The 21518-nt window shown below is 71.5% G+C and carries 23 protein-coding genes; 17 read left to right on the forward strand and 6 right to left on the reverse strand.

Translation table 11 applies throughout. From position 1 onward, the window contains the following. Positions 1–147: 147 nt before the first annotated feature. The 10 genes from IE257_RS25075 to IE257_RS25120 all read left to right on the forward strand — a co-directional run bounded on the left by IE257_RS25075 (position 148) and on the right by IE257_RS25120 (position 10913). Positions 148–1074: a GNAT family N-acetyltransferase gene (locus IE257_RS25075; RefSeq protein ID WP_189972195.1), complete on the forward strand. Its 927-nt coding sequence runs from the start codon at positions 148–150 to the stop codon at positions 1072–1074. Positions 1075–1181: 107 nt separating this feature from the next. Further along, the gene (locus tag IE257_RS25080) at positions 1182–2813 is read left to right on the forward strand and encodes a peptide ABC transporter substrate-binding protein (RefSeq protein WP_189972196.1); all 1632 of its coding nucleotides are present in this window, start codon (positions 1182–1184) and stop codon (positions 2811–2813) included. 31 nt (positions 2814–2844) lie between these two features. Continuing rightward, positions 2845–3768 carry an ABC transporter permease gene (locus tag IE257_RS25085; protein WP_189972197.1) on the forward strand — a complete coding sequence of 308 codons (924 nt, stop codon included), beginning with the start codon at positions 2845–2847 and terminating at the stop codon, positions 3766–3768. Then, positions 3761–4774 carry an ABC transporter permease gene (locus tag IE257_RS25090; protein WP_189972198.1) on the forward strand — a complete coding sequence of 338 codons (1014 nt, stop codon included), beginning with the start codon at positions 3761–3763 and terminating at the stop codon, positions 4772–4774. The genes IE257_RS25085 and IE257_RS25090 overlap by 8 nt, the downstream gene beginning before the upstream one ends. 12 nt (positions 4775–4786) lie before the next feature. Beyond that, positions 4787–5770 (forward strand): ABC transporter ATP-binding protein, encoded by a 984-nt coding sequence (locus tag IE257_RS25095; RefSeq protein ID WP_189972199.1) that lies wholly within the window; start codon positions 4787–4789, stop codon positions 5768–5770. After that, positions 5763–6857 (forward strand): ABC transporter ATP-binding protein, encoded by a 1095-nt coding sequence (locus IE257_RS25100; RefSeq protein ID WP_189972200.1) that lies wholly within the window; start codon positions 5763–5765, stop codon positions 6855–6857. The genes IE257_RS25095 and IE257_RS25100 overlap by 8 nt, the downstream gene beginning before the upstream one ends. Before the next feature lie 351 nt (positions 6858–7208). Further along, positions 7209–7403: a hypothetical protein gene (locus IE257_RS25105; RefSeq protein WP_030012369.1), complete on the forward strand. Its 195-nt coding sequence runs from the start codon at positions 7209–7211 to the stop codon at positions 7401–7403. Between the two features lie 24 nt (positions 7404–7427). Continuing rightward, a complete protein-coding gene (gene mshB, locus IE257_RS25110; RefSeq protein ID WP_189972201.1) occupies positions 7428–8321 on the forward strand; it encodes an N-acetyl-1-D-myo-inositol-2-amino-2-deoxy-alpha-D-glucopyranoside deacetylase in 894 nt (297 codons plus the stop codon). Then, positions 8318–8701, forward strand: coding sequence for a DUF6113 family protein (locus IE257_RS25115; RefSeq protein WP_189972202.1), 384 nt, complete (start codon positions 8318–8320; stop codon positions 8699–8701). The genes mshB and IE257_RS25115 overlap by 4 nt, the downstream gene beginning before the upstream one ends. Positions 8702–8906: 205 nt before the next feature. Then, positions 8907–10913 carry a peptidoglycan binding domain-containing protein gene (locus tag IE257_RS25120; RefSeq protein ID WP_189972203.1) on the forward strand — a complete coding sequence of 669 codons (2007 nt, stop codon included), beginning with the start codon at positions 8907–8909 and terminating at the stop codon, positions 10911–10913. A 118-nt stretch (positions 10914–11031) separates the two neighbouring features. On the opposite strand, the gene IE257_RS25125 is transcribed toward IE257_RS25120, so the two are convergent. Together IE257_RS25125 and IE257_RS25130 are read right to left on the reverse strand one after the other, a co-directional pair. After that, on the reverse strand, positions 11032–11826 hold the full coding sequence (locus IE257_RS25125) for a transglutaminase family protein (RefSeq protein ID WP_229920648.1): 795 nt from the start codon (positions 11824–11826) through the stop codon (positions 11032–11034). Further along, positions 11823–12809: a GNAT family N-acetyltransferase gene (locus IE257_RS25130; RefSeq protein WP_189972205.1), complete on the reverse strand. Its 987-nt coding sequence runs from the start codon at positions 12807–12809 to the stop codon at positions 11823–11825. The genes IE257_RS25125 and IE257_RS25130 overlap by 4 nt, the downstream gene beginning before the upstream one ends. A gap of 117 nt (positions 12810–12926) precedes the next feature. Between IE257_RS25130 and fdxA the strand changes: the two genes are divergently transcribed. Beyond that, positions 12927–13256, forward strand: a complete 330-nt coding sequence (fdxA, locus tag IE257_RS25135) for a ferredoxin (protein WP_030011906.1) — start codon at positions 12927–12929, stop codon at positions 13254–13256. A gap of 108 nt (positions 13257–13364) precedes the next feature. Further along, a complete protein-coding gene (gene dapC, locus IE257_RS25140; RefSeq protein WP_189972206.1) occupies positions 13365–14459 on the forward strand; it encodes a succinyldiaminopimelate transaminase in 1095 nt (364 codons plus the stop codon). Between the two features lie 78 nt (positions 14460–14537). Here the strand turns inward: dapC and IE257_RS25145 are convergent, their stop codons facing one another. Both IE257_RS25145 and IE257_RS25150 read right to left on the reverse strand, forming a co-directional pair. Then, positions 14538–14882 (reverse strand): ATP-binding protein, encoded by a 345-nt coding sequence (locus tag IE257_RS25145; RefSeq protein WP_189972207.1) that lies wholly within the window; start codon positions 14880–14882, stop codon positions 14538–14540. A 252-nt stretch (positions 14883–15134) separates the two neighbouring features. Continuing rightward, the gene (locus IE257_RS25150; protein WP_189972208.1) at positions 15135–16115 is read right to left on the reverse strand and encodes a hypothetical protein; all 981 of its coding nucleotides are present in this window, start codon (positions 16113–16115) and stop codon (positions 15135–15137) included. A gap of 87 nt (positions 16116–16202) precedes the next feature. Here IE257_RS25150 and dapE point away from each other — a divergent pair, with 87 nt between their 5' ends. Both dapE and IE257_RS25160 read left to right on the forward strand, forming a co-directional pair. After that, positions 16203–17282 (forward strand): succinyl-diaminopimelate desuccinylase, encoded by a 1080-nt coding sequence (gene dapE / locus IE257_RS25155; protein ID WP_189972209.1) that lies wholly within the window; start codon positions 16203–16205, stop codon positions 17280–17282. A gap of 64 nt (positions 17283–17346) precedes the next feature. After that, positions 17347–18114: an LOG family protein gene (locus IE257_RS25160; protein ID WP_189972210.1), complete on the forward strand. Its 768-nt coding sequence runs from the start codon at positions 17347–17349 to the stop codon at positions 18112–18114. Positions 18115–18227: 113 nt separating this feature from the next. Here the strand turns inward: IE257_RS25160 and folP are convergent, their stop codons facing one another. Then, entirely contained in the window at positions 18228–19088 is an 861-nt protein-coding gene (gene folP, locus IE257_RS25165; protein WP_189972211.1) for a dihydropteroate synthase, read from the reverse strand. 76 nt (positions 19089–19164) lie between these two features. Here folP and IE257_RS25170 point away from each other — a divergent pair, with 76 nt between their 5' ends. Then, a complete protein-coding gene (locus IE257_RS25170) occupies positions 19165–19524 on the forward strand; it encodes a DivIVA domain-containing protein (RefSeq protein WP_189972212.1) in 360 nt (119 codons plus the stop codon). Then, positions 19521–20105 (forward strand): DNA-3-methyladenine glycosylase I, encoded by a 585-nt coding sequence (locus tag IE257_RS25175; protein WP_189972213.1) that lies wholly within the window; start codon positions 19521–19523, stop codon positions 20103–20105. The genes IE257_RS25170 and IE257_RS25175 overlap by 4 nt, the downstream gene beginning before the upstream one ends. Positions 20106–20134: 29 nt before the next feature. On the opposite strand, the gene chcB is transcribed toward IE257_RS25175, so the two are convergent. Beyond that, positions 20135–20938 carry a 2-cyclohexenylcarbonyl CoA isomerase gene (gene chcB, locus IE257_RS25180; protein ID WP_189972214.1) on the reverse strand — a complete coding sequence of 268 codons (804 nt, stop codon included), beginning with the start codon at positions 20936–20938 and terminating at the stop codon, positions 20135–20137. A gap of 333 nt (positions 20939–21271) precedes the next feature. On the opposite strand from chcB, the gene IE257_RS25185 reads away from it, so the two are divergent. After that, positions 21272–21439 carry a DUF3117 domain-containing protein gene (locus tag IE257_RS25185; protein ID WP_003966491.1) on the forward strand — a complete coding sequence of 56 codons (168 nt, stop codon included), beginning with the start codon at positions 21272–21274 and terminating at the stop codon, positions 21437–21439. The last annotated feature ends 79 nt before the right edge of the window (positions 21440–21518 follow it).

Raw genomic sequence — 21518 nt, forward strand, 5'->3', positions numbered from 1 at the left:
CGGCCGCTTTCCGTCGTGGGCCCGGGCGACGCGCCCTGCGGGGCCGCGGCCGGCGCCATCCGGGCGCTCACCCCCCGGGGGGCGGTTCCCGCCCGGCACTGCGGAAACCGGTTGCGGCCCCGGGAGCCGGGGACGGAGAGTGACGGCATGACCCTCACCGTACGGCCCGCCGGGCCCGGGGACGCGTCCGACATCTGCGCCCTGCTCAATGCCGTCGACATGATCGAGATCGGCCGCCCGGAGACCGATCTCGGAACCGTCGAGTCCGATCTCAACGCCCCCGACGTGGACCTGGCCACCGATTCCTGGCTCGCCCACCAGGACGGCCGGCTCGTGGCCTACGCCCTCGTCTGGGCGGACTCCGGCCCGGGCCGCGTCGATGGGGACCACTACGTACTGCCCGGCCACTCCGAGGCCGCCGTCCTGCTGCTGGAGCGCATGGAGGCCCGGGCCCGGGAGCTGACCGCCGGTCAGGGCGTCCTGAGACTCCAGCTGAACGTGGAGCCCACCCTCGACCTGCCCCTCCTCACCGGGCGCGGCTACCGCACGATCCGCCGCTACCAGGTCATGACCCGCTCACTGGCACCGGACGCCGACCCGGCGCCGACCCCTCCGACCGGGCTCGCCCTGCGCCACTGCGGCGACGACGAGGCCGACCGCCGCCGCGCCCACGCCCTGGTCGAGCGGACCTTCGCCGCGCACTTCGGCCATGTGGACCGCCCGTACGAGAACTGGCTCGACCACATGGACGGCCGCAAGCTCGACTGGTCGCTGGTGTGGATCGCGAGCCTGCCCGGCCACGGCGACGCGGCCGTGCTGCTGACCCGGGACGACCGCACGAGCATGGCCTGGGTCAGCCACATCGGGGTGGCCGAGGAGGTGCGCGGCCGCGGCATCGGGGGCTTCCTGCTGCGGCACGGCTTCGCCGTGTACGCCGGGCGCGGCCGGGACACCGTAGGCCTCGGCGTCGACACGCACAACGCGACCGGCGCGCTCGCGCTGTACGAGGCGCACGGCATGGGCCTGCACTACGCGGTCGACTCCTGGGAGCTGGCTTTGCACCCCCAGGGGTGACAGGGGCGTGACGCGCGGGTGCAATCGGTCCAACCATGAGTGCACGGGACCCCACATAGGGTGACATTGGCCCCTAAGCGAGTCTTGGGATCCCTAGGAGGCACTCCATGCGCGGAGCCACCCACGCCAAGTGGGCCGCAGGTGCGGTGGCCGTCGCCCTCGCGGCGACGGCCTGCGGCGGCGGAAGCGACAGCGGCGGGGGTGGTGGCGAGGCGGGCATCGTCAGCTCCTCGTGGGGTGACCCGCAGAACCCGCTGGAGCCGGCCAACACCAATGAGGTGCAGGGCGGCAAGGTCCTCGACATGCTCTTCCGGGGGCTCAAGCGCTACGACCCGAAGACCGGCGAGGCCCTCGACATGGTCGCCGAGAAAATCGATACGACGGACAGTCAGAACTTCACCATCACTCTGAAGGACGGCTGGAAGTTCAGCAACGACGAGCCCGTCACCGCGCAATCCTTCGTGGATGCCTGGAACTACGGCGCGGACGTGCGCAACAAGCAGAACAACTCGCCGTTCTTCTCCGACATCGTCGGTTACGCGGACGTCCACCCCACCTCCGGTGAGCCCAAGGCCAAGACGATGTCCGGACTGGTCGTCAAGGACGCGAAGACCTTCACCGTCGCCCTGAAGAACAAGTTCTCCACCTGGCCCGAGACCCTCGGCTACCAGGCCTTCTCCCCGCTGCCCAAGGCCTTCTTCACGGACCACGCCGGCTGGCTGAACAAGCCGATCGGCAACGGCCCGTACACGGTGGACTCGTACACCAAGGGCACCGGCATGCAGCTGCGCAAGTGGGACACCTACCCAGGTCCGGACAAGGCGCAGAACGGCGGTGTGGACCTGAAGGTCTACACCGACAACAACACCGCCTACACCGACCTGATCTCCGGCAACCTCGACCTCGTCGACGACGTCCCGGCGCAGCAGCTGAAGAACGTCAAGAACGACCTGGGCGACCGGTACATCAACCAGCCGGCCCTCATCATCCAGACCCTCACCTTCCCGCTGTACGACCCGCAGTGGAGCAAGGAGGGGATGGAGAACGTGCGCCGCGGGATCTCGATGGCGATCAACCGCGACGAGATCACCAAGCAGATCTTCCGCGATACCCGCACCCCGGCCAAGGACTGGACCTCACCGGCCCTCGGCGAGAAGGGCGGCTTCTCCTCCACGGTCTGCGGCGACGCCTGCGTCTACGACCCGGCGGCGGCCAAGAAGCTCATCACGGACGCCGGCGGGCTCCCCGGCGGCAAGGTCACACTGACCTCCAACGTGGACACCGGCTCGCACCGCGACTGGATGGACGCCGTCTGCAACAGCATCAACAACGCCCTGGGTGAGGGCCCGGTCTGCACGGTCAATCCGATCGGCACCTTCGCCGACTTCCGCAACCAGCAGAGCAGCTTCAAGCTGACCGGCCCCTTCCGCTCCGGCTGGCAGGCCGACTACCCGCTGATCCAGAACTTCCTCCAGCCCCTCTACTACACCGGCGCGTCCTCCAACTACGGGAAGTTCAGCAACCCGGAGTTCGACAAGCTCGTCGACGAGGCCAACCAGGAGAGCGACGCGGCCAAGGCGGTCGCGAAGTTCCAGGACTCCGAGAAGATCCTCGCCGCGCAGATGCCGTCCATCCCGCTCTGGTACCAGAACGGCAGCGCGGGCTACGCCGAGCGGCTCTCGGACGTGGCGCTCAACCAGTTCAGCGTCCCCGTCTACGACCAGATCAAGGTCGGCTGACCCACGTTTCGGATCGATCCTGGAGCAGTCCATGGGACGTTATGTGATCCGGCGGCTGCTCCAGATGATCCCGGTGTTCATCGGCAGCACGTTCCTGATCTTCTTCATGGTGTACGCGCTGGGTGACCCGGTCGCCGCCCTCTTCGGCGACAAGGCGCCCGACCCTGCCACCGCCGCCCGCATCCGCAAGGACCTGTACCTCGACCAGCCGCTGTGGAAGCAGTACCTCCACTACATGGGGCAGATCTTCCAGGGCGACTTCGGCACGGCCTTCAACGGCCAGCCGGTCACCGAGCTGATGGCCAGCGCCTTCCCCGTCACCCTGCGCCTGACCATCGTCGCGATCTTCTTCGAGATCGTCATCGGCATCACCCTCGGAGTGATCAGCGGCCTGCGCCGCGGCCGGTCCGTCGACACCAGCGTGCTGGTGCTCACCCTCGTCGTCATCTCCGTGCCGACCTTCGTGACGGGCTATCTGCTCCAGTACCTCTTCGGCGTCAAATGGGGCTGGGTCCGGCCCACCGTCTCCCCGGACGCTCCCTTCGGCGAGCTGATCCTGCCCGGCATCGTGCTCGCGCTGGTCTCCCTCGCCTACGTCACCCGGCTCTCCCGCACCTCCATCGCCGAGAACGTCAAGGCGGACTACGTGCGCACCGCCGTCGCCAAGGGGCTGCCGCGCCGCCGGGTCGTCACCCGCCACCTGCTGCGCAACTCGCTCATCCCCGTCGTCACCTTCATCGGCACCGACATCGGCGCCCTGATGGGCGGCGCGATCGTCACCGAGCGGATCTTCAACATCCACGGCGTCGGCTACCAGCTCTACCAGGGCATCCTGCGCAACAACTCGCCCACCGTCGTCGGCTTCGTGACCATCCTCGTCATCGTCTTCCTGCTGGCGAACCTGCTCGTCGACCTGCTCTACGCGGTCCTGGACCCGAGGATCCGTTATGCCTGAGCACAACGAGCCCGCCTACGACCCGCTGCAACCAGGAGAGGGGGAGGCCATCGCACCCACCGGCCAGGGCGGGCCCATGGATCTGGCGCTGGACGAGGCCGAGAGTCTGGAGAAGACCCTCGGCGACGACTCCACCGGGCCCGGACCCGGACCGCAGGAGAAGCCCCGCTCCCTGTGGTCCGACGCCTGGCACCAGCTGCGCCGCAACCCCGTCTTCATCATCTCCTCGCTGATGATCCTCTTCCTCGTGATCATCTCCATCTGGCCGCAGCTCATCGCGAGCGGCGACCCGCTCCAGTGCGACCTGTCCAAGTCGCAGCAGGGATCCTCCCCGGGCCACCCGTTCGGCTACGACACCCAGGGCTGCGACGTGTACACCCGTACCGTCTACGGGGCCCGCGCCTCCATCACCGTCGGCGTGTGCGCCACCCTCGGCGCCGCCTTCCTCGGCTCGCTGCTCGGCGGTCTCGCCGGCTTCTTCGGCGGCTGGGGCGACGCGCTGCTCTCCCGGGTCGCGGACATCTTCTTCGGCATCCCCGTCGTCCTCGGCGGCCTGGTCTTCCTGTCCGTGGTCACCAGCACCACCGTCTGGCCGGTGGTCGGCTTCATCGTGCTCCTCGGCTGGCCGCAGATCGCCCGCATCGGCCGCGGCTCCGTCATCACCGCCAAACAGAACGACTACGTCCAGGCCGCCCGGGCCCTCGGCGCCGGCAACAGCCGGATGATGCTCCGGCACGTGGCGCCCAATGCCATCGCCCCGGTCATCGTCGTCGCCACCATCGCGCTGGGCACGTACATCGCCCTGGAGGCCACCCTGTCCTTCCTCGGCGTCGGCCTGCGCCCGCCCACCGTCTCCTGGGGCATCGACATCTCCAACGCGGCCTCGCAGATCCGCAACGCCCCCCACATGCTGCTCTGGCCGGCGGGCGCGCTGAGCCTGACCGTGCTCGCGTTCATCATGCTCGGCGACGCGGTGCGCGACGCCCTCGACCCCAAGCTGCGCTGAGGAGCCCCGCACATGCTGCTCGAAGTCCGCGATCTGCACGTGGAATTCAAGACGCGCGACGGAGTCGCCAGGGCCGTCAACGGCGTCAACTACTCGGTGGCCGAGGGTGAGACGCTCGCCGTACTCGGTGAGTCCGGCTCCGGCAAGTCGGTGACCGCCCAGGCCGTGATGGGCATCCTCGACATGCCGCCGGGCCGGATCGCGGGCGGAGAGATCCTGTTCAAGGGCAAGGACCTCCTCAGGATGAAGGAGGAGGAGCGGCGCAGGATCCGCGGCGCCGAGATGGCGATGATCTTCCAGGACGCGCTGTCCTCCCTGAATCCGGTGCTGAGCGTCGGCGCGCAGCTCGGGGAGATGTACGAGGTCCACCGCGGGATGTCCCGCAAGGACGCCAAGGGCAAGGCCGTCGAGCTGATGGACCGGGTGAAGATCCCGGCGGCCAAGGAGCGGGTGGGGGACTACCCGCACCAGTTCTCGGGCGGTATGCGCCAGCGCATCATGATCGCGATGGCGCTGGCCCTGGAACCCTCGCTGATCATCGCGGACGAGCCGACGACCGCCCTGGACGTCACCGTGCAGGCCCAGGTGATGGATCTGCTGGCCGAGCTCCAGCGCGAGCTGAACATGGGCCTCATCCTGATCACCCACGACCTGGGCGTGGTCGCGGACGTGGCCGACAAGATCGCGGTCATGTACGCGGGCCGGATCGTCGAGGCGGCCCCGGTCCACGAGATCTACAAGGCGCCCGCGCACCCGTACACGCGCGGCCTGCTCGACTCGATCCCGCGCCTGGACCAGAAGGGCCAGGAGCTGTACGCCATCAAGGGCCTGCCGCCGAACCTGCTGGCCATTCCGCCCGGCTGCGCCTTCAACCCACGCTGTCCCATGGCCCAGGCGGTGTGCCGCACCGACGTCCCGCCGCTGTACCGGGTGACCGAGTCCCCGGTGGAGCGGACCAGCGCCTGCCACTTCTGGAAGGAGTGCCTCCATGGCTGAGTCCCTTCTGGAAGTGAAGGACCTGGTCAAGCACTACCCGCTGACCCGGGGCATCGTCTTCCGCAAGCAGGTCGGCGCGGTCAAGGCCGTCGACGGGGTCTCCTTCGACCTGCGCGCCGGCGAGACGCTGGGCATCGTCGGCGAGTCCGGCTGCGGGAAGTCGACCGTGGCCAAGATGCTCGTCAACCTGGAGCGGCCCACGGCCGGTGCGATCTCCTACAAGGGCGAGGACATCACCAAGCTGTCGGGGCGCGCGCTGAAGGCCGTGCGCCGCAACATCCAGATGGTCTTCCAGGACCCGTACACGTCGCTGAACCCGCGCATGACGGTCGGCGACATCATCGGGGAGCCCTACGAGATCCATCCCGAGGTGGCTCCCAAGGGCTCGCGCCGCCAGAAGGTCCAGGAGCTCCTGGACGTCGTCGGCCTGAACCCGGAGTACATCAACCGGTACCCGCACCAGTTCTCCGGCGGTCAGCGCCAGCGCATCGGCATCGCCCGCGGCCTGGCCCTGCAGCCCGAGATCATCGTCGCCGACGAGCCCGTCTCGGCACTCGACGTCTCCGTCCAGGCGCAGGTCATCAACCTGCTGGACCGGCTCCAGAGCGAATTCGACCTGTCCTACGTCTTCATCGCGCACGACCTCTCGATCGTCCGGCACATCTCCGACCGCGTCGGCGTCATGTACCTGGGCCGGATCGTCGAGATCGGCACCGACAGCCAGATCTACGACCATCCCACCCACCCGTACACGCAGGCGCTGCTCTCCGCCGTCCCGGTCCCGGACCCGGACGCGCGCGCCCACCGGGAACGGATCATCCTCACCGGCGACGTGCCCTCCCCGGCCAACCCGCCGTCGGGCTGCCCCTTCCGCACCCGCTGCTGGAAGGCCGAGCCCCGCTGCACGGCGGAGGTCCCGCTGCTCGCGGTGCCCCGGGCCTTCCCCTCGGGACCGGCGGCGCACCCCTCCGCCTGCCACTTCGCGGCCGAGAAGCAGGTGGTCCCGCTGTCGGACCGGCCGCCCACGCCCCCGCCCCCACCGCCCCCGCCGCCCTCCCCGCCTGTGGATCCGCTGACGAAGGAATAGCCTCCGACAGATCATTTCCGGCCACCGCTGCACGTCCGGCGGGAGGGCGTCCGCCGCACCAGCAACTCGGTTAACGTGGGGGCAACTTGACCGTTTCTGCCCCGAGATCTGAGGCGTGCAACCTGGATGCCGTGCGGCCGTGCGGGTGCCGACAGCCGGCCGGGGAGGCGTACAGCCTCGCCGGCCGGCCTCCCCGTGACCCCACTCATGCGCGGCATGCGCCCCTCGTGCTGCCGGATTTCGATCGATGCGCTGGTACGGATAGTTATGATCCGTAGCGCACGGTGGGTATGAGTCCTGCCGAGCACGAATACGCGTACCGATGTCCGCTCGACGTGGAGGTGAAACGCCGTGGCACTCTCGATCTCCGCCGTGGTGCTGCTGGCGATCATCGTCTTCCTGCTGGTCCGACGGGCGGGCCTGAAGGCGGGACATGCGGTGGTCTGCGTACTGCTCGGCTTCTACCTGGCGAGTTCCACTATCGCCCCGACCCTCAGTCAGCTCACCTCGAACGTGGCGAGCATGATCAGTGGCCTCAAGTTCTAGGCCTGGCCTCGTAGGCTGGGTCCCATGAACGGTCTTCCCGCCCGTCGTCTGCTCCTCGTGCACGCGCACCCCGACGACGAGTCGATCAACAACGGCGTCACCATGGCCAAGTACGCGGCCGAGGGTGCCCACGTCGCGCTGGTGACCTGCACCCTCGGCGAGGAGGGTGAGGTCATCCCGCCGGGCCTCGCCCATCTGGCGGCCGATCGCGACGACACCCTCGGCGCCCACCGCGTCGGCGAGCTCGCGGCGGCCATGGCCGAACTGGGGGTCCACGACCACCGGTTCCTCGGCGGCCCCGGCCGCTTCCGCGACTCCGGGATGATGGGCGCCCCGCAGAACCACCACCCCGAGGCATTCTGGTCCGCCGACGTGGACGAGGCCGCCGGGTACCTCGTGGAGGTGATCCGGGAGCTGCGCCCGCAGGTGCTCGTCACCTACGACCCGGACGGCGGATACGGGCACCCCGACCACATCCAGGCCCACCGGGTCGCCATGCGCGCCGTCGAACTGGCCGCGGAGACCGCCTTCCGGCGCGACCTCGGGACACCCCACAGGGTCGGGAAGATCTACTGGAACCGCGTCCCGCGCTCGGTGGTCGAGGAGGGCTTCGCCCGGCTGCGCGCCGCCGGCGAGGTGTCCTTCCCCGGGGTGGGCTCGCCCGAGGACGTGCCGGGGGTCGTCGCCGACGAGCGGATCACCGCCGAGATCGACGCCAAGGACACTTTCGTGGCGGCGAAGGCGGCCGCCATGCGGGCCCACGCCACCCAGATCGCCGTGGACGGGCCCTTCTTCGCCCTCTCCAACGACCTGGCCCAGCCGCTTTTCACCCGCGAGTACTACGAACTGGTCGCGGGCCGGGCGGGCGTCCCGGCGGGCGAGCGCGAGCACGACCTCTTCGCGGGGGTGCAGTCATGAGCGGCGCGGCGACGGCCGGACGGATCGCCGGCTGCCTGGCTCTGCTGGTCCTGGGCGCACTGACCGGCGCGGCCGGCTGGCTGGTGGTGGACCTGTGGTTCCCCGGCGGTCTGCTGCTCGCCCTGCTGGCCGTCCTCGGGCTGTTCCTCGGTGGCCGGATCGCCCTGGGGACCGGCTTCGGCGTCGGCGGCGCCGCGGCCGGCTGGTTCCTCTCGTACGTGATGCTCAGCGTTCCGCGTCCCGAGGGAGACTTCCTCCTCAGTTCGTCCGGAATCGGCATGTACGTCTACCTTTTGGGTGGGACCGTTCTCGCTGTGATGTGTGCCACGATGCGCGGCCCGCTGGATCGGCCGGTTTCGGCCGCGCGGCCTGCCAAGTGACGTGGTGTCGGACCTCGTAGGGACATCCGCAGAGGGAAGTGCGCAGGGGCTCGCCGGGCGGTTCAGAGGGGTTTGGCGGGGGCTATGAGGAACCCCTGATTCCCGGCAGTCAGTTGCGTGCGGGCGACGGCCAGTATGGTGGACGGGCCGCCGAGCTGCCCGCGCACGGTATGACGGGCGGCGGAGCCAACCGGGAGAACCTGCCTTGAGTCGTGAAACCGACAGTTCGTCCTCCGGGCCCAAGGGGCACGGTGGAGCCGCCTACCCCTCGGGGACACCGCCGTATGGAACCGGCCAGTACCCGTCCACGGACGCTGCGGCGACCGCTCCGGAGGAGAACTCTGTGACCTCGAAGCCGTCCACGCCCGATTCCGACGGGCCCAAGACCGAGACCACCCTGACGACCCGGATCCGGATCAACATCCCGGGTTCGCGGCCGATCCCGCCGGTGGTCGTGCGCAAGGCGATGGGCACCAACTCCGGCCCGGCCGGAGCCGGGGAGCAGACCGCGCCCGAGTCGAAGGCCGCTCCGGCGGCCGGGCCGCCGCTCGCGCAGCGGCGGGGCCCGCAGCCGACCCGGATCGAGGCCGCGCCGGAGCCGGACCGTGCCCAGCCGCCGGCGCCCGCCCCGGCCGGGGCCGAGGAGCCGGCCAGCAACTGGTTCGCCCCGCGCAAGCCGGCCGCCCAGGCGCCGGCCCCCGCCGCGGCGCAGATGCCGCCGGCCGCGGCCGCGCCGCCGTCCGCCCAGCGGCCGTTGCCCACCCGCACGCCGTCCCCGACGCCGACTCCGACGCCCACCCCGCCGCCGGCCGGGCCCGGCGCGGGCTATGCCGCGCCGCCGCGCACCCAGGCCCCGCCGGTGCCCGCGCCGGACGCCGCCTTCGCACCGCCGCGCACCCCGCCGCCGCCGGTGAGGGACTACGGCCAGGACTTCGCCCAGGCCCCCGCACCCGCCCCCACGGCCCCGCTGCCCGGCGGCCCGGGCGTCGGCACGACCCAGGGCTTCCCTGCGTACGGGAACGACATGGTCGACGCCGGCCCTGTGACCGAGGCCTTCCCGGCCTACGGCAGCGGCCCCGCCGGACCCACCGGCGGCCCCGGCTTCGGGACCGGCCCCGGCGGCGGCCCGGCCGGCGCGCCCGGTTTCGACGAGGCGCCGCAGTGGCCCGGCCCCGACCTGGACGGGCCGCTGCCCACCCCGGTACCGGCGCCCGCGCCGGCCTCCTCGCGCTCCGGGTCCGCGCAGCCGAAGGCCACCGCCAAGCCCGCCAAGAAGGGCCGCTCCAAGCTGGTCCTGCTCGGCGGCGCGCTCTTCGGACTCGTCGGCGTGGCCTACGGGGCCGGGCTGCTCCTGAACCACTCCGACGTCCCCAAGGGCACCACCGTGCTCGGCGTCGACATCAGCGGCAGCCGTGACGAGGCCGTCTCCAAGCTCCAGACGGCCTTCGGCACCCGCGCCGCCGCCCCGATCCAGCTCAGCGTCGGCGGCAAGCCGGTCGAGCTGAAGCCGGAGAAGGCCGGCCTGACGCTGGACGCCCAGACCACCGTCCGCAACGCGGCCGGCAGCGACTACAACCCGATCACGGTCATCGGCTCGCTCCTCGGCAACGAGCGCGTCGCCGAACCCGTGATGCCGACCGACGAGGAGAAGCTCCAGGTCGCGCTCCAGGAGCTCGCGGGCACGTCCGGATCCGTCACCGAGGCCACGATCAAGTTCGACACGGGCAAGGCCGTCGCCGTCCCCGGTGCCCCCGGCACCGCGCTGGACGTGGACGCCTCCGTCCAGCTGGTGGCCAAGGCCTTCAAGGACCAGGTCGCCACCGGCAAGGCGGCCGTGGCCGAACTGCCGACCACCACCAGGCCGCCGTCCGTCGGCCAGGCCGAACTGGACCGGGCCATGAAGGAGTTCGCCGAGCCCGCGATGTCCGCCAACGCCGTCGTCAAGGTGGGCACCAAGTCCATCGCGTTCGGCAGCAAGTCCCTGCCGAAGTTCCTCAGCATGTCGCCCGTGGACGGCCGCATGACCGAGAAGTTCGACCTGGAGGCGCTGAAGGCGACCTACGGGAACACCTTCGACGGGGTTCTGATCACCCGCGGCACCGGTGACAAGACGGCCGTCACCCCGCAGGACATCGCCGGCGCCCTCGGCAAGGCGCTGCGCGGCAAGACCACGGCCGAGCGCACCGTGGTCGTCGACACCAACCCCAGCTAGACCGTCTCTTGTGGACCAGTGCCCCCGCCCGGATCCGGGCGGGGGCACTGCCACGTCCACCGCATGACGCCGGTCGTCCGGCACGCACGAGGCCGCAGTGGCCCGGCGGAGCCCCGGTTCAGTTCAGCAGGGCGCGGGCGGAGGCGGCCTCCGCGTGGATGCGGGCCGCCGCGTCGGCGTCCACCGCGGACACCACCCCGGCGTACGCGTCCAGCTCGGCGGCCCCTTCCTGGAAGGAACCCCGCTCCACCAGCAGCCGCGCCCGCTCGTAGCGCAGCGCCGCCGGATGCGACGGCAGCAGCAGCGACAGCTCCACCGCCCACAGCGCCACCCCCGACTGCTCCGGGCGGGCCGAGGCCCACGCCCGGATGTTGGCCAGGATCCGCAGCACGATGTCCAGCGTCCGGGCCGGCTCGCGCGGACCCGAGGCCAGCTCCGCCGGCCCGGTGCCCAGGGAGGCGCCGCCCGCGAACGGGTCCACCACCACGCCCTCCTCCGGGTCGCCGAAGCCCACCACGAAGTGCCCCGGCAGCCCCAGCCCGTACACCGGAGCCCCGGCCCGGCGGGCCACCTCCAGCCACACCACCGACAGCAGGATCGGCAGCCCGCGCCGCCGCCTCAGTACCTCGTGCAGCAGCGAGGACGACAGCCGGTCGTAGTCCGCCGGGGTGCCGTGGAACCCGAGGCGCCCGCCCAGCAGTTCCGTCACCGCGTTCGCCCACGCCCGCCCGCCGCGCAGCCCGAACGGCAGCATCCCGGCCAGCCGGTCCAACTCGATCTGCGCCCAGTCCATGGCCCGCTCGTCCAGCTCCGGATCGCCCTCGGCGGCCAGCAGCAGGCACAGCAGCGCCAGGTCGGGCCGCTCGGCACGGGCCTCGGCCGCGAACTGCTCCCGCCGGGCCGCCGGACTCACGCCGCCGCCCGGTAGTGGTGGTACGTGTGGTGCGTGGCGAAGCCCAGCCCGTCGTACAGCGCCCGTGCCCCCGGATTGTCCGTCTCGACCTGGAGCCACGCCGCCGACGCGCCCTCCTCCAGCGCCCGCCGGGCCAGCGCGGCCATCACCGCCGTCGCCAGACCCTCCCGCCGGTGCGCGGGATCGACCGTCACCGCCGCGAAGCCGGCCCACCGGCCGTCCACCACGCACCGCCCGACGGCCCGGCCGCCGGGCAGCGCCGCGAACCACACCGACGGCCCTTCCACCAGCATCCGCCGGGCCAGGTCCAGGTCGCTCACCTTCCCGTAGCGCCCGAGCCAGTCCTCGTCCGGGGCACGGGTCAGACGTACGGCCCCGGCCGCGGGCGCGTCCACGTCGCCCACCGGCGCCAGCGCCCCGATCCGTACCTCCGCCGACACCTCGGACGCCCAGCCGCGCCGCTCCAGCTCCGCAGCGAGCACCTCCTGGGTGCCGGCGGCTCCCGTCGCGACCTGCACATAGGCAGGAAGGGATCGTTCCGCGTACCACGCGGTCACTCGCGCGAGTGCTTCGTCCAGCGGTATGCCCGGGTCGCCGAGCGGCAGCACGGAGTTGGCCCGCCGGGTGAAACCGGCGGCCGCCCGCAGCGTCCACCCGCCCAGCTGCTCGCTCTCCAGCGGCTGCCAGGCCCGCGCCGCCACCCTCGAGAGCTCCTCGAAGGAGGCCGCGGGACCCCGCCGCCGGGCCGGCGCCGGAGGCACGATCTTGCCCGCCACCAGCGAGGATTCCGCGATGCGGACGGATTGTCCGTTCTTCTTTGTGATCAGCAGCACACCCTGGTCCCAGGATGTGAGAACCCCGACCGTGTCCGTGAACTCGGGTGATCCGCTCAGTCCGGCCTCCACCCGTCGTACAGAGACTCGTTTACCCACGTCAGCCGGGGTGATTCGGACCTCCAGCAGCCCTCCGGCAGTGATTTCCACAGCTCTGTCCGCCCCTCCTGTTCGGATCGTGCCCGGGAACGGAGATACTAGGTGCGGGCATCGACGACGCCGCGCTCCCGCGCGATATGGAAAGCCCTACCGAGGAGGAACGAGAGCGTGACCTACGTCATCGCGGAGCCTTGTGTCGACGTCAAGGACAAGGCATGCATCGAAGAGTGCCCCGTCGACTGCATCTACGAGGGCCAGCGGTCCTTGTACATCCACCCGGACGAATGCGTCGACTGTGGTGCGTGTGAGCCGGTCTGCCCGGTCGAGGCCATCTTCTACGAGGACGACACCCCGGAGGAGTGGAAGGACTACTACAAGGCGAACGTCGAGTTCTTCGACGAGCTCGGTTCGCCCGGTGGTGCCTCCAAGCTGGGCCTGATCGAGCGCGACCACCCCTTCGTCGCGGCGCTGCCCGCCGGTATCAACGGCGAGCACTGACCTTCACGTCAGACGCGCCCCTCGGTCCCGTACGGCCTTCCCGCCGCACGGGACCGACGTGTTTCCGGCACCCGTACACACCAGCACTCAGAGAGAGCAGAGACCACCGTGGCCGCAGTATCCGACCGTCTTCCCGCCTTCCCCTGGGACAAGCTGGAGCCGTACAAGGCCACGGCGGCGGCCCACGCGGACGGCATCGTCGACCTGTCGGTCGGCACGCCCGTGGACCCGGTCCCGCAGCTGATCCGGCGCGCCCTGATCGAGGCCGCCGACTCCCCGGGCTACCCGACGGTGTGGGGCACGGTCGCCCTGCGCGACGCGATCACCGGCTGGGTGCGCGGACGCCTCGGGGCGAGCGCCGCCGAGCACCGCAACGTGCTGCCGGTCGTCGGCTCCAAGGAACTGGTGGCCTGGCTGCCGACCCAGCTGGGCCTGGGCGCCGGCGACAAGGTCGCCTACCCCCGGCTCGCCTACCCGACGTACGAGGTCGGCGCGCGGCTGTGCGGCGCCGAGGCCGTCGTCTACGACGACCCTACCGAGCTCGACCCGGCCGGCGTGAAGCTGCTGTGGCTCAACTCCCCGTCCAACCCCACCGGCAAGGTCCTCGCCAAGGAGGAGCTCGTCCGGATCGTGGCCTGGGCGCGCGAGCACGGGATCCTGCTCTTCAGCGACGAGTGCTACCTGGAGCTGGGCTGGGAGGCCGAGCCGGTCTCCGTGCTCCACGACGACGTGTGCGGCGGCTCGTACGAGGGCATCGTCGCGGTCCACTCCCTGTCCAAGCGCTCCAACCTGGCCGGCTACCGGGCGGCCTTCGTCGCCGGTGACGCGGACGTGCTGCGCGAGCTGCTGGAGATCCGCAAGCACGGCGGCATGATGACCCCCGCCCCGGTGCAGGCGGCCACGGTCGCAGCCCTCGGCGACGACGCCCACGTCGAGGAGCAGCGCGAGCGCTACGCGGCCCGCCGCGCGGCACTGCGCACGGCCCTGGAGGCACACGGCTTCCGGGTCGAGCACAGCGAGGCCAGCCTCTACCTGTGGGTCACCCGCGACGAGCCCTGCTGGGACACCGTCGCCCATCTCGCGGGCCTGGGCATCCTGGTCGCGCCGGGCGACTTCTACGGCGAGGCGGGTGCGCGGTTCGTGCGCGTGGCCTTCACCGCCACCGACGAGCGCGTGGAGGCTGCGGTCAAGCGCCTCGGCTGACCGGTCGGCCGTGACGGTGCAAACGCCCGAGGGGGCCGGGAGTTCGCACTCCCGGCCCCCTCGGCGGTTCCTGCGGCGTCAGCCGCCGAGCGGCAGGCCGCCGGGCAGTCCCGCCGGCAGGACGCCGGACGTCGGCAGCGAGGAGACCGGCAGCTCCTGCGCCGCGGGCAGCCCGCCGAGCAGGCCCTGCGCGGTGCCGGCCACGTCGGCCGCGGGGGCCGGCAGGGTCTTGGCGGCGCCACCCACGGCGTCCGTGGCCGCGTCCGTGGTCGCGGCGCCGTCCGCGGCGGTGAGCTGGCCCAGCTGCGGCACGGACTCCAGACCGGCGGCACTGGCCGCGCCGGCCGCACCGACCACGGGCGCTGCCCCGGCTGCGATCAGCAGCGCGGCACGGGCGATCCGACGGGTCAGGGGGAGAGACATGTTGCTCCTAAGCGGTAGCGGCTGAGTACGCCCTGCTAACCGCTCCCGGGGCGGGTGGAGTTGCGGTGCCGGTGGGTAAAGGATCGGTAACGCATCGTTTAATCGGCTTCCGCGACAAGCGCATTGGATATGCGCCGACCTGGGGTTCCGTCCGGATCCGGGATCCGCGACCCGCTACACGGATCCCCCCGCAGGAGTGATCACTCGCACGTGAGCCCGGGTGCCCCCGGCGCGTGCCCCGGGCGGAGCGGATCAGCGGGCCATGAAGATCCGTACCTCGCCCGGCCGCGCGCCGTAGGGGTCTTCCTCGCCGTTCTTGGCCCCCACCGCGCCCATGTCCTGCCACCGTCCCCGGTCCTGCCCGCCGACCCAGCCGTGCCGGTCGTACGACACGCGGGAGATGCCCATCGCCTTCGCGTTGGCCACCGCCCAGTGGGCCATGGCCCGGCTGCGGCGGACCACGGCCTCGTCGCCGCCCCTCTTCTCCACCAGGGTGACCTCGACCTCCGGGGCCGCCTGGCCCCCGCCGCTGTTCCGGCCGGCCTGGCCGCCCTGCGGGGGCAGCGTGTGCATCCCGTCCTTGCCGAAGATCCGGACCAGGTCGGCCCGTACCCGCTCAGGGTCGCCCGGCCCCGCCGGCGCCGGCCCGCCGCAGTTCAGGGTGCCGCCGCCGGCGAAGGCCGCCGTCAGCACCGTCGCGTCCGGCTCGTGCTTCGCGTACGCCTGCGGGAACCCGCTGCGCTGCACCTTCTGCGCGGCCACCGTCAGCGGCAGCCGCGAGTACCCCTCCACGTCCACGAGGTGGTCGTAGAAGATTCCGGCCGAATAGACCGGGTCCGTGATCTGCTCCGGGGTGCCCCAGCCCATCGAGGGCCGCTGCTGGAACAGACCCAGCGAGTCCCGGTCGCCGTGGTCGAGGTTGCGCAGCGCGGACTCCTGCATGGCGGTCGCCAGCGCGATGGTCACGGCCCGGTCCGGCAGGCCCTTGGCGACGCCGACGGCCGCTATCGTCGCCGCGTTCGCCGCCTGCTCCGGAGACATTTCGTACGATTCGGAGGTACTGTCCTCCCCGACCGGATCCACGCTGGCCACGCAGAACGGGGCACCGCCGCCACCGTTCGAATCGCGCTGCACGGCGAAGTAGCCGGCCACCGCGAGGAGAACGAACAGGCCGACGGCCGCCCGGAGCAGCCGGCGGCGGCGACGAGGACGGGGTTCACGGGTCTCGGACACGCGGCCCACCGTACTTGAGCCATATGACGCGTCCACCGGCCGGACGTACGAGGCTTCGCCGCAGCCCGGGGCGTTAGGGTCAGCTCCATGTCCGAATCCGAGCTGGACCTCACCCAGGACGCCGCCGAGCTGACCGCCCGGCTCGTCGACATTCCGTCCGTGAGCGGCGACGAGAAGGTACTCGCCGACCTCGTGGAACACGCGTTGCGCGGCTTGGCGCACCTGACCGTGGACCGCTTCGGCAACAACGTCGTCGCCCGCACGAACCTCGGCCGCGGCGAGCGCGTCGTACTCGCCGGCCACCTCGACACCGTGCCGATCGCCGACAACGTCCCCTCCCGCCTCGACGAGAACGACGTGCTCTGGGGCTGCGGCACCACCGACATGAAGTCCGGTGTCGCCGTGCAGCTGCGCATCGCCGCGACCGTACCCGAGCCGAACCGGGACCTCACCTTCGTCTTCTACGACCAGGAGGAGGTCGCCGCCGACCTCAACGGCCTCGGCAAGGTCGCAGGCGCCCACCCCGACTGGCTGACGGGCGACTTCGCGGTCCTGCTGGAACCCTCGAACGCCGAGGTCGAGGGCGGCTGCCAGGGCACCCTGCGCGTCCTGCTGCGCACCGCCGGCGAGCGCGCCCACTCCGCCCGCAGCTGGATGGGCTCCAACGCCATCCACTCGGCGAGCCCGATCCTCGCCCGGCTCGCGGCCTACGAGCCGCGCAAGCCGGTCATCGACGGCCTGGAGTACCACGAGGGCCTCAACGCGGTGCGCATCGAGGGCGGCGTCGCCAACAACGTCATCCCCGACGCGTGCACGGTGACGGTCAACTTCCGCTACGCCCCCGACCGCACCGAGGCCGAGGCCCTGGCCCACGTACGGGAGGTGTTCGCGGACTGCGACATCGCCGAGTTCGTGGTCGACGACTCCTCGCCCGGCGCCCTCCCCGGCCTTTCCCACCCGGCCGCCGAGGCCTTCATGGAGGCGGTCGGCGGCCGCGCCATGCCCAAGTTCGGCTGGACGGACGTCTCCCGCTTCAGCGCCCTCGGGGTCCCGGCGGTCAACTACGGCCCGGGCGACGCCCTGCTGGCGCACAAGGTCGACGAACGCGTCGAGACGAAGGCGATCCTGCACTGCGAGGAACGACTCCGCGCCTGGCTGACCTCCTGAATTCCGCTTCTCGTCACCTTTGTGCGCCTACCCTGATCCAACGATCAGCAGGAGGGAGCACAGCATGGGCAACCACGGCAGTCCCGAGGGTTCCGCTCGTCGTCGGCCCGAGGAGCAGCAGCTCGGGCCGGTGCTGAGGAGGCGCAGTCAGGTGCAGGAGGGCAGTACGACGGACCAGCGGCTGCTGGATTCCGCCGGGCCCTCCGAGTGGGTGCACACCGATCCCTGGCGGGTCCTGCGCATCCAGTCGGAGTTCATCGAGGGCTTCGGCACGCTCGCCGAGCTGCCGCCCGCGATCAGCGTGTTCGGATCGGCCCGTACGCCGGAGGGCTCGCCCGAGTACGACGCGGGCGTACGGATCGGCAGCGCGCTGGTCGACGCCGGCTTCGCCGTGATCACCGGTGGCGGTCCGGGAGCGATGGAGGCGGCCAACCGGGGCGCCCGCGAGGCGAACGGCATCTCGGTCGGCCTCGGCATCGAGCTCCCCTTCGAGCAGGGGCTCAACCAGCACGTCGATCTCGGGCTGAACTTCCGGTACTTCTTCGTCCGCAAGACGATGTTCGTGAAGTACAGCCAGGGCTTCGTCGTCCTGCCGGGCGGCCTGGGCACCCTGGACGAGCTGTTCGAGGCGCTGACCCTGGTCCAGACCCAGAAGATCACCCGCTTCCCGATCGTGCTGTTCGGCACGGAGTACTGGAGCGGCCTGATCGACTGGCTGAAGGGCACGGTGATCGCCCAGGGCAAGGCCTCGGAGAAGGACCTCTACCTGTTCCACGTCACGGACGACGTGGACGAGGCGATCGCACTGGTGACGAAGGAAGTCGGCAAGTAGCACCCCCCGGCCCGGGCCGTCTCCGGCCCGGGCCCCGACCCGGCACCGGAAGGCGACCGGCCGTCGGGGCCTCGGGCCGGGCCGCGGCGGGCGACCGTGTCGGCCGTCGGCCCTCAGGCCAGGCCGCGGCGGGCGACCGCCGGGGGCCGGTGGCCCTGGATCGAGCGGACCATGTCCAGGATCTGCCGGGTCTCCTCGACCTCGTGGACGCGGTAGACCTGCGCGCCGAGCCAGGCCGAGACCGCGGTCGTGGCCAGGGTGCCCAGCAGGCGCTCCTTGACCGGCTTGTCGAGGGTCTCCCCGACGAAGTCCTTGTTGGACAGGGAGACCAGCACCGGCCACCCCGTGGCCGTCATCTCGTCCAGGCGGCGCGTGGCCTCCAGCGAGTGCCGGGTGTTCTTCCCGAAGTCGTGACCGGGGTCGATCATGATGGCGTCCCGGCGGACGCCCAGCGCCGCCGCCCGCTCCGCCAGCCCGACCGTCACGCGCAGGACGTCCTCCATGATGTCCTCGTACGCGATCCGGTGCGGCCGGGTGCGCGGTTCGACACCGCCCGCGTGGGTGCAGACCAGGCCCGCGCCGTGGCGTGCGGCGACCTCCGCCAGCTTCGGGTCGACGCCGCCCCAGGCGTCGTTGAGGACATCGGCGCCCGCCTCGCACACCGCCTCGCCGACCTCGTGCCGCCAGGTGTCCACACTGATCACCACGTCCGGGTGGCGGCGCCGGACCTCGGCCACGAAACCGACCGTGCGCCGCGCCTCCTCCGCCGCGTCCACGTGCTCGCCCGGGCCCGCCTTGACACCGCCGATGTCGATGATCGCGGCGCCCTCGGCGATCGCGTGCTCGACCCGGTCCAGCGCCGGCTCGTCGCGGAACGTCGCGCCCTGGTCGTAGAACGAGTCCGGCGTCCGGTTCACGATGGCCATGATGACCGGCTCGTGGGTGTCGAACTCACGCCTGCCCAGTCGCAGCATTCTGCTCTTTCCTCCTTCGGCGACCCTTGCGCCTCGCCAGCGACCTTAACCTGGTGGCCGGAGTCTCTCAGGGGAGTTGATCGTGTTCTTCTTCTTGATGATCGCGCTGGTCGTGGTCGTGGCAGCGGTCACCCTGGCGGTGATCGGCGGCGGCTCGGAGGCCGTCCTGCCGGAAGCGGAGCCGGACCGGGTGGCGGACGGGCTGCCGGAGACCCGGCCCGTGGTGCGGGCGGACATCGACGCGCTGCGACTGCCGGTCGCCCCGCGCGGGTACCGGATGGCCGAGGTGGACGACGTACTGGAGCGGCTCGCGGCCGAACTGGCCGAGCGGGACGCGCGGATCGCGCAGCTGAGCGCCGCGGCGGCGGCGCCCGCGGCCGCCGCCCCGGCGGACGCGCCCGGGCACGTCGACCTCAGCAAGGGCGGTGAGCGGTGAGCGGTCCGGTGGCGGGCGCGGACGGGCTGCTGCGCTGCCCGTGGGGGCTCTCCACCCCGGACTACGTCGCCTACCACGACACCGAGTGGGGCCGTCCGGTCCACGGCGACGACGCCCTGTACGAGCGGCTGTGCCTGGAGGCCTTCCAGTCGGGGCTGTCGTGGCTGACGATCCTGCGGCGCCGCGAGGGGTTCCGCAAAGCCTTCCGCGACTTCTCGATCGCGGCGGTCGCGGAGTTCGACGACCGCGACGCCGAGCGGCTGCTGGCCGACGAGGGGATCATCCGCAACCGGGCCAAGATCGAGGCCACGCTGGCCAACGCGAAGGTCCTCGCCGGATGGGAGCCGGGGGAGCTGGACACCCTGATCTGGTCCCACGCCCCCGAGGAACCGGGAGCGGCCCCGCCGACGGTCACCGAGGTCCCGGCGGTCACACCGGAGTCCACGGCCCTCGCCAAGGCGCTGAAGAAGGCCGGCGTCCGCTTCGTCGGCCCCACGACGGCCTACGCCCTGATGCAGGCCTGCGGCCTGGTCAACGACCATCTGGCCGACTGCGCCTTCCGCGACCCGGCCACGGCCTAGCCGGGCCGGTCCGGGTCGCGGCACGCGGTTCAGCGGCCGAGGTACTTCGGCGGCTGCTTCGCGAGGAAGGCCTGGACGGCGATGGCGTGGTCCTCGGAGGCCCCCGCACGGGTCTGGAGGGCGTCCTCGCGGGCCAGGGCCTCGGAGAGCGAGTGGGAGGCCCCGTAGGCCAGGGACTCCTTCAGCGCGGCGTACGCGACCGTCGGGCCGGCGGCCAGGGTGCGGGCCACGGCCTCCGCCTCGGCGTGCAGGGACTCCGAGGGCACCAGACGGTTGACGATGCCGAGCTCGTACGCCTCCTGCGCCTTGATCGAACGCGGGAAGAGCAGCAGGTCCGAGGCGCGGGAGGCGCCGATCAGCCGGGGCAGGGTCCACGAGACCCCGGAGTCGGCGGTCAGCGCCACGCCGGCGAACGAGGTGTTGAAGGAGGCGGTGTCGGCGACGACCCGGAAGTCCGCCGCCAGCGCGAAGCCGAAGCCCGCTCCGGCCGCCACGCCGTTGACCCCGGCCACCACGGGCTTCGGCATCTCGGTGAGCGCCCGCACGATCGGGTTGTAGTGGTCGGCGACCGTGCTCATGGTCAGCGAGGTACCGGTCTCGCGGTCCGAGGCGAGGTTCCCGATGTGCTCCTTCAGGTCCTGGCCCACGCAGAAGGCCCGGTCGCCGGCCGCGGTGAGCAGGACGGCCCGTACCGCTTCGTCCGCGGCCGCCGCCCGGACCGCGTCGCGCAGGGCGACCTTGGCCTCGGTGTTCATCGCGTTCATCGCGTCCGGGCGGTTGATCGTGATGGTGGCGAGTCCGTCGGTCACTTCGTAGAGCACGCTGTCGGCCATGGCAGGGGGTCCCCCTTCGTCGCGGGCTTGGCTACCGGTCGGTACTGTCCGGTACAAGGGTCAGCATGGCGGACCGGACGTGGCACGCACATGTGATGTGCGTCAAAGAAAGCGGATGCCGCTTTCCCGGTGCGGCGGCGAAGTATCGCAGGCGGATCCCCGAAATGAGTGGTTTTGGCCGAGCGCGTTGCCCAAGCGTTCCCGGGCGATGTTGGTCATCGGGTCCTGACATGCGGGATAATGGCTGGGAAGCAATGTGTTCGATGCCGGGTACTAGGCGCCTGAATGGGGCCGTCGGCTGACGATGAGCTGGTTTCAGGAAGGGGAACGAGCATGGCGGCCATGAAGCCGCGGACGGGCGACGGCCCGCTCGAGGTCACCAAGGAGGGGCGGGGCATCGTCATGCGCGTACCGCTCGAGGGCGGCGGTCGGCTTGTCGTCGAGCTGACCCCTGATGAGGCGGACGCCCTGGGTGACGCCCTGAAGAAGGTCGTCGGCTGACCCCCCGGGGACACTGACAGCACTTCCACCTTCTGCGTTTCTGCATTCTCTGCGCTGCCCCGACCGCGATGCGCGGCCG

It is taken from the genome of Streptomyces avidinii (assembly GCF_014650695.1).
GTDB lineage: Bacteria > Actinomycetota > Actinomycetes > Streptomycetales > Streptomycetaceae > Streptomyces > Streptomyces avidinii.

What these genes read in the sequence shown, in the direction of transcription:
- IE257_RS25080 (WP_189972196.1), top strand. Translation starts at nt 1,182, where the DNA reads ATGCGCGGAGCCACCCACGCCAAGTGGGCCGCAGGTGCGGTGGCCGTC.
- chcB (WP_189972214.1), bottom strand. Translation starts at nt 20,938, where the DNA reads ATGGCCGACAGCGTGCTCTACGAAGTGACCGACGGACTCGCCACCATC.
- IE257_RS25145 (WP_189972207.1), bottom strand. Translation starts at nt 14,882, where the DNA reads ATGTCTCTCCCCCTGACCCGTCGGATCGCCCGTGCCGCGCTGCTGATC.
- IE257_RS25095 (WP_189972199.1), top strand. Translation starts at nt 4,787, where the DNA reads ATGCTGCTCGAAGTCCGCGATCTGCACGTGGAATTCAAGACGCGCGAC.
- folP (WP_189972211.1), bottom strand. Translation starts at nt 19,088, where the DNA reads ATGCTGCGACTGGGCAGGCGTGAGTTCGACACCCACGAGCCGGTCATC.
- dapE (WP_189972209.1), top strand. Translation starts at nt 16,203, where the DNA reads ATGTCCGAATCCGAGCTGGACCTCACCCAGGACGCCGCCGAGCTGACC.
- IE257_RS25185 (WP_003966491.1), top strand. Translation starts at nt 21,272, where the DNA reads ATGGCGGCCATGAAGCCGCGGACGGGCGACGGCCCGCTCGAGGTCACC.
- IE257_RS25100 (WP_189972200.1), top strand. Translation starts at nt 5,763, where the DNA reads ATGGCTGAGTCCCTTCTGGAAGTGAAGGACCTGGTCAAGCACTACCCG.
- IE257_RS25075 (WP_189972195.1), top strand. Translation starts at nt 148, where the DNA reads ATGACCCTCACCGTACGGCCCGCCGGGCCCGGGGACGCGTCCGACATC.
- IE257_RS25115 (WP_189972202.1), top strand. Translation starts at nt 8,318, where the DNA reads ATGAGCGGCGCGGCGACGGCCGGACGGATCGCCGGCTGCCTGGCTCTG.
- IE257_RS25090 (WP_189972198.1), top strand. Translation starts at nt 3,761, where the DNA reads ATGCCTGAGCACAACGAGCCCGCCTACGACCCGCTGCAACCAGGAGAG.
- IE257_RS25160 (WP_189972210.1), top strand. Translation starts at nt 17,347, where the DNA reads ATGGGCAACCACGGCAGTCCCGAGGGTTCCGCTCGTCGTCGGCCCGAG.
- mshB (WP_189972201.1), top strand. Translation starts at nt 7,428, where the DNA reads ATGAACGGTCTTCCCGCCCGTCGTCTGCTCCTCGTGCACGCGCACCCC.
- IE257_RS25085 (WP_189972197.1), top strand. Translation starts at nt 2,845, where the DNA reads ATGGGACGTTATGTGATCCGGCGGCTGCTCCAGATGATCCCGGTGTTC.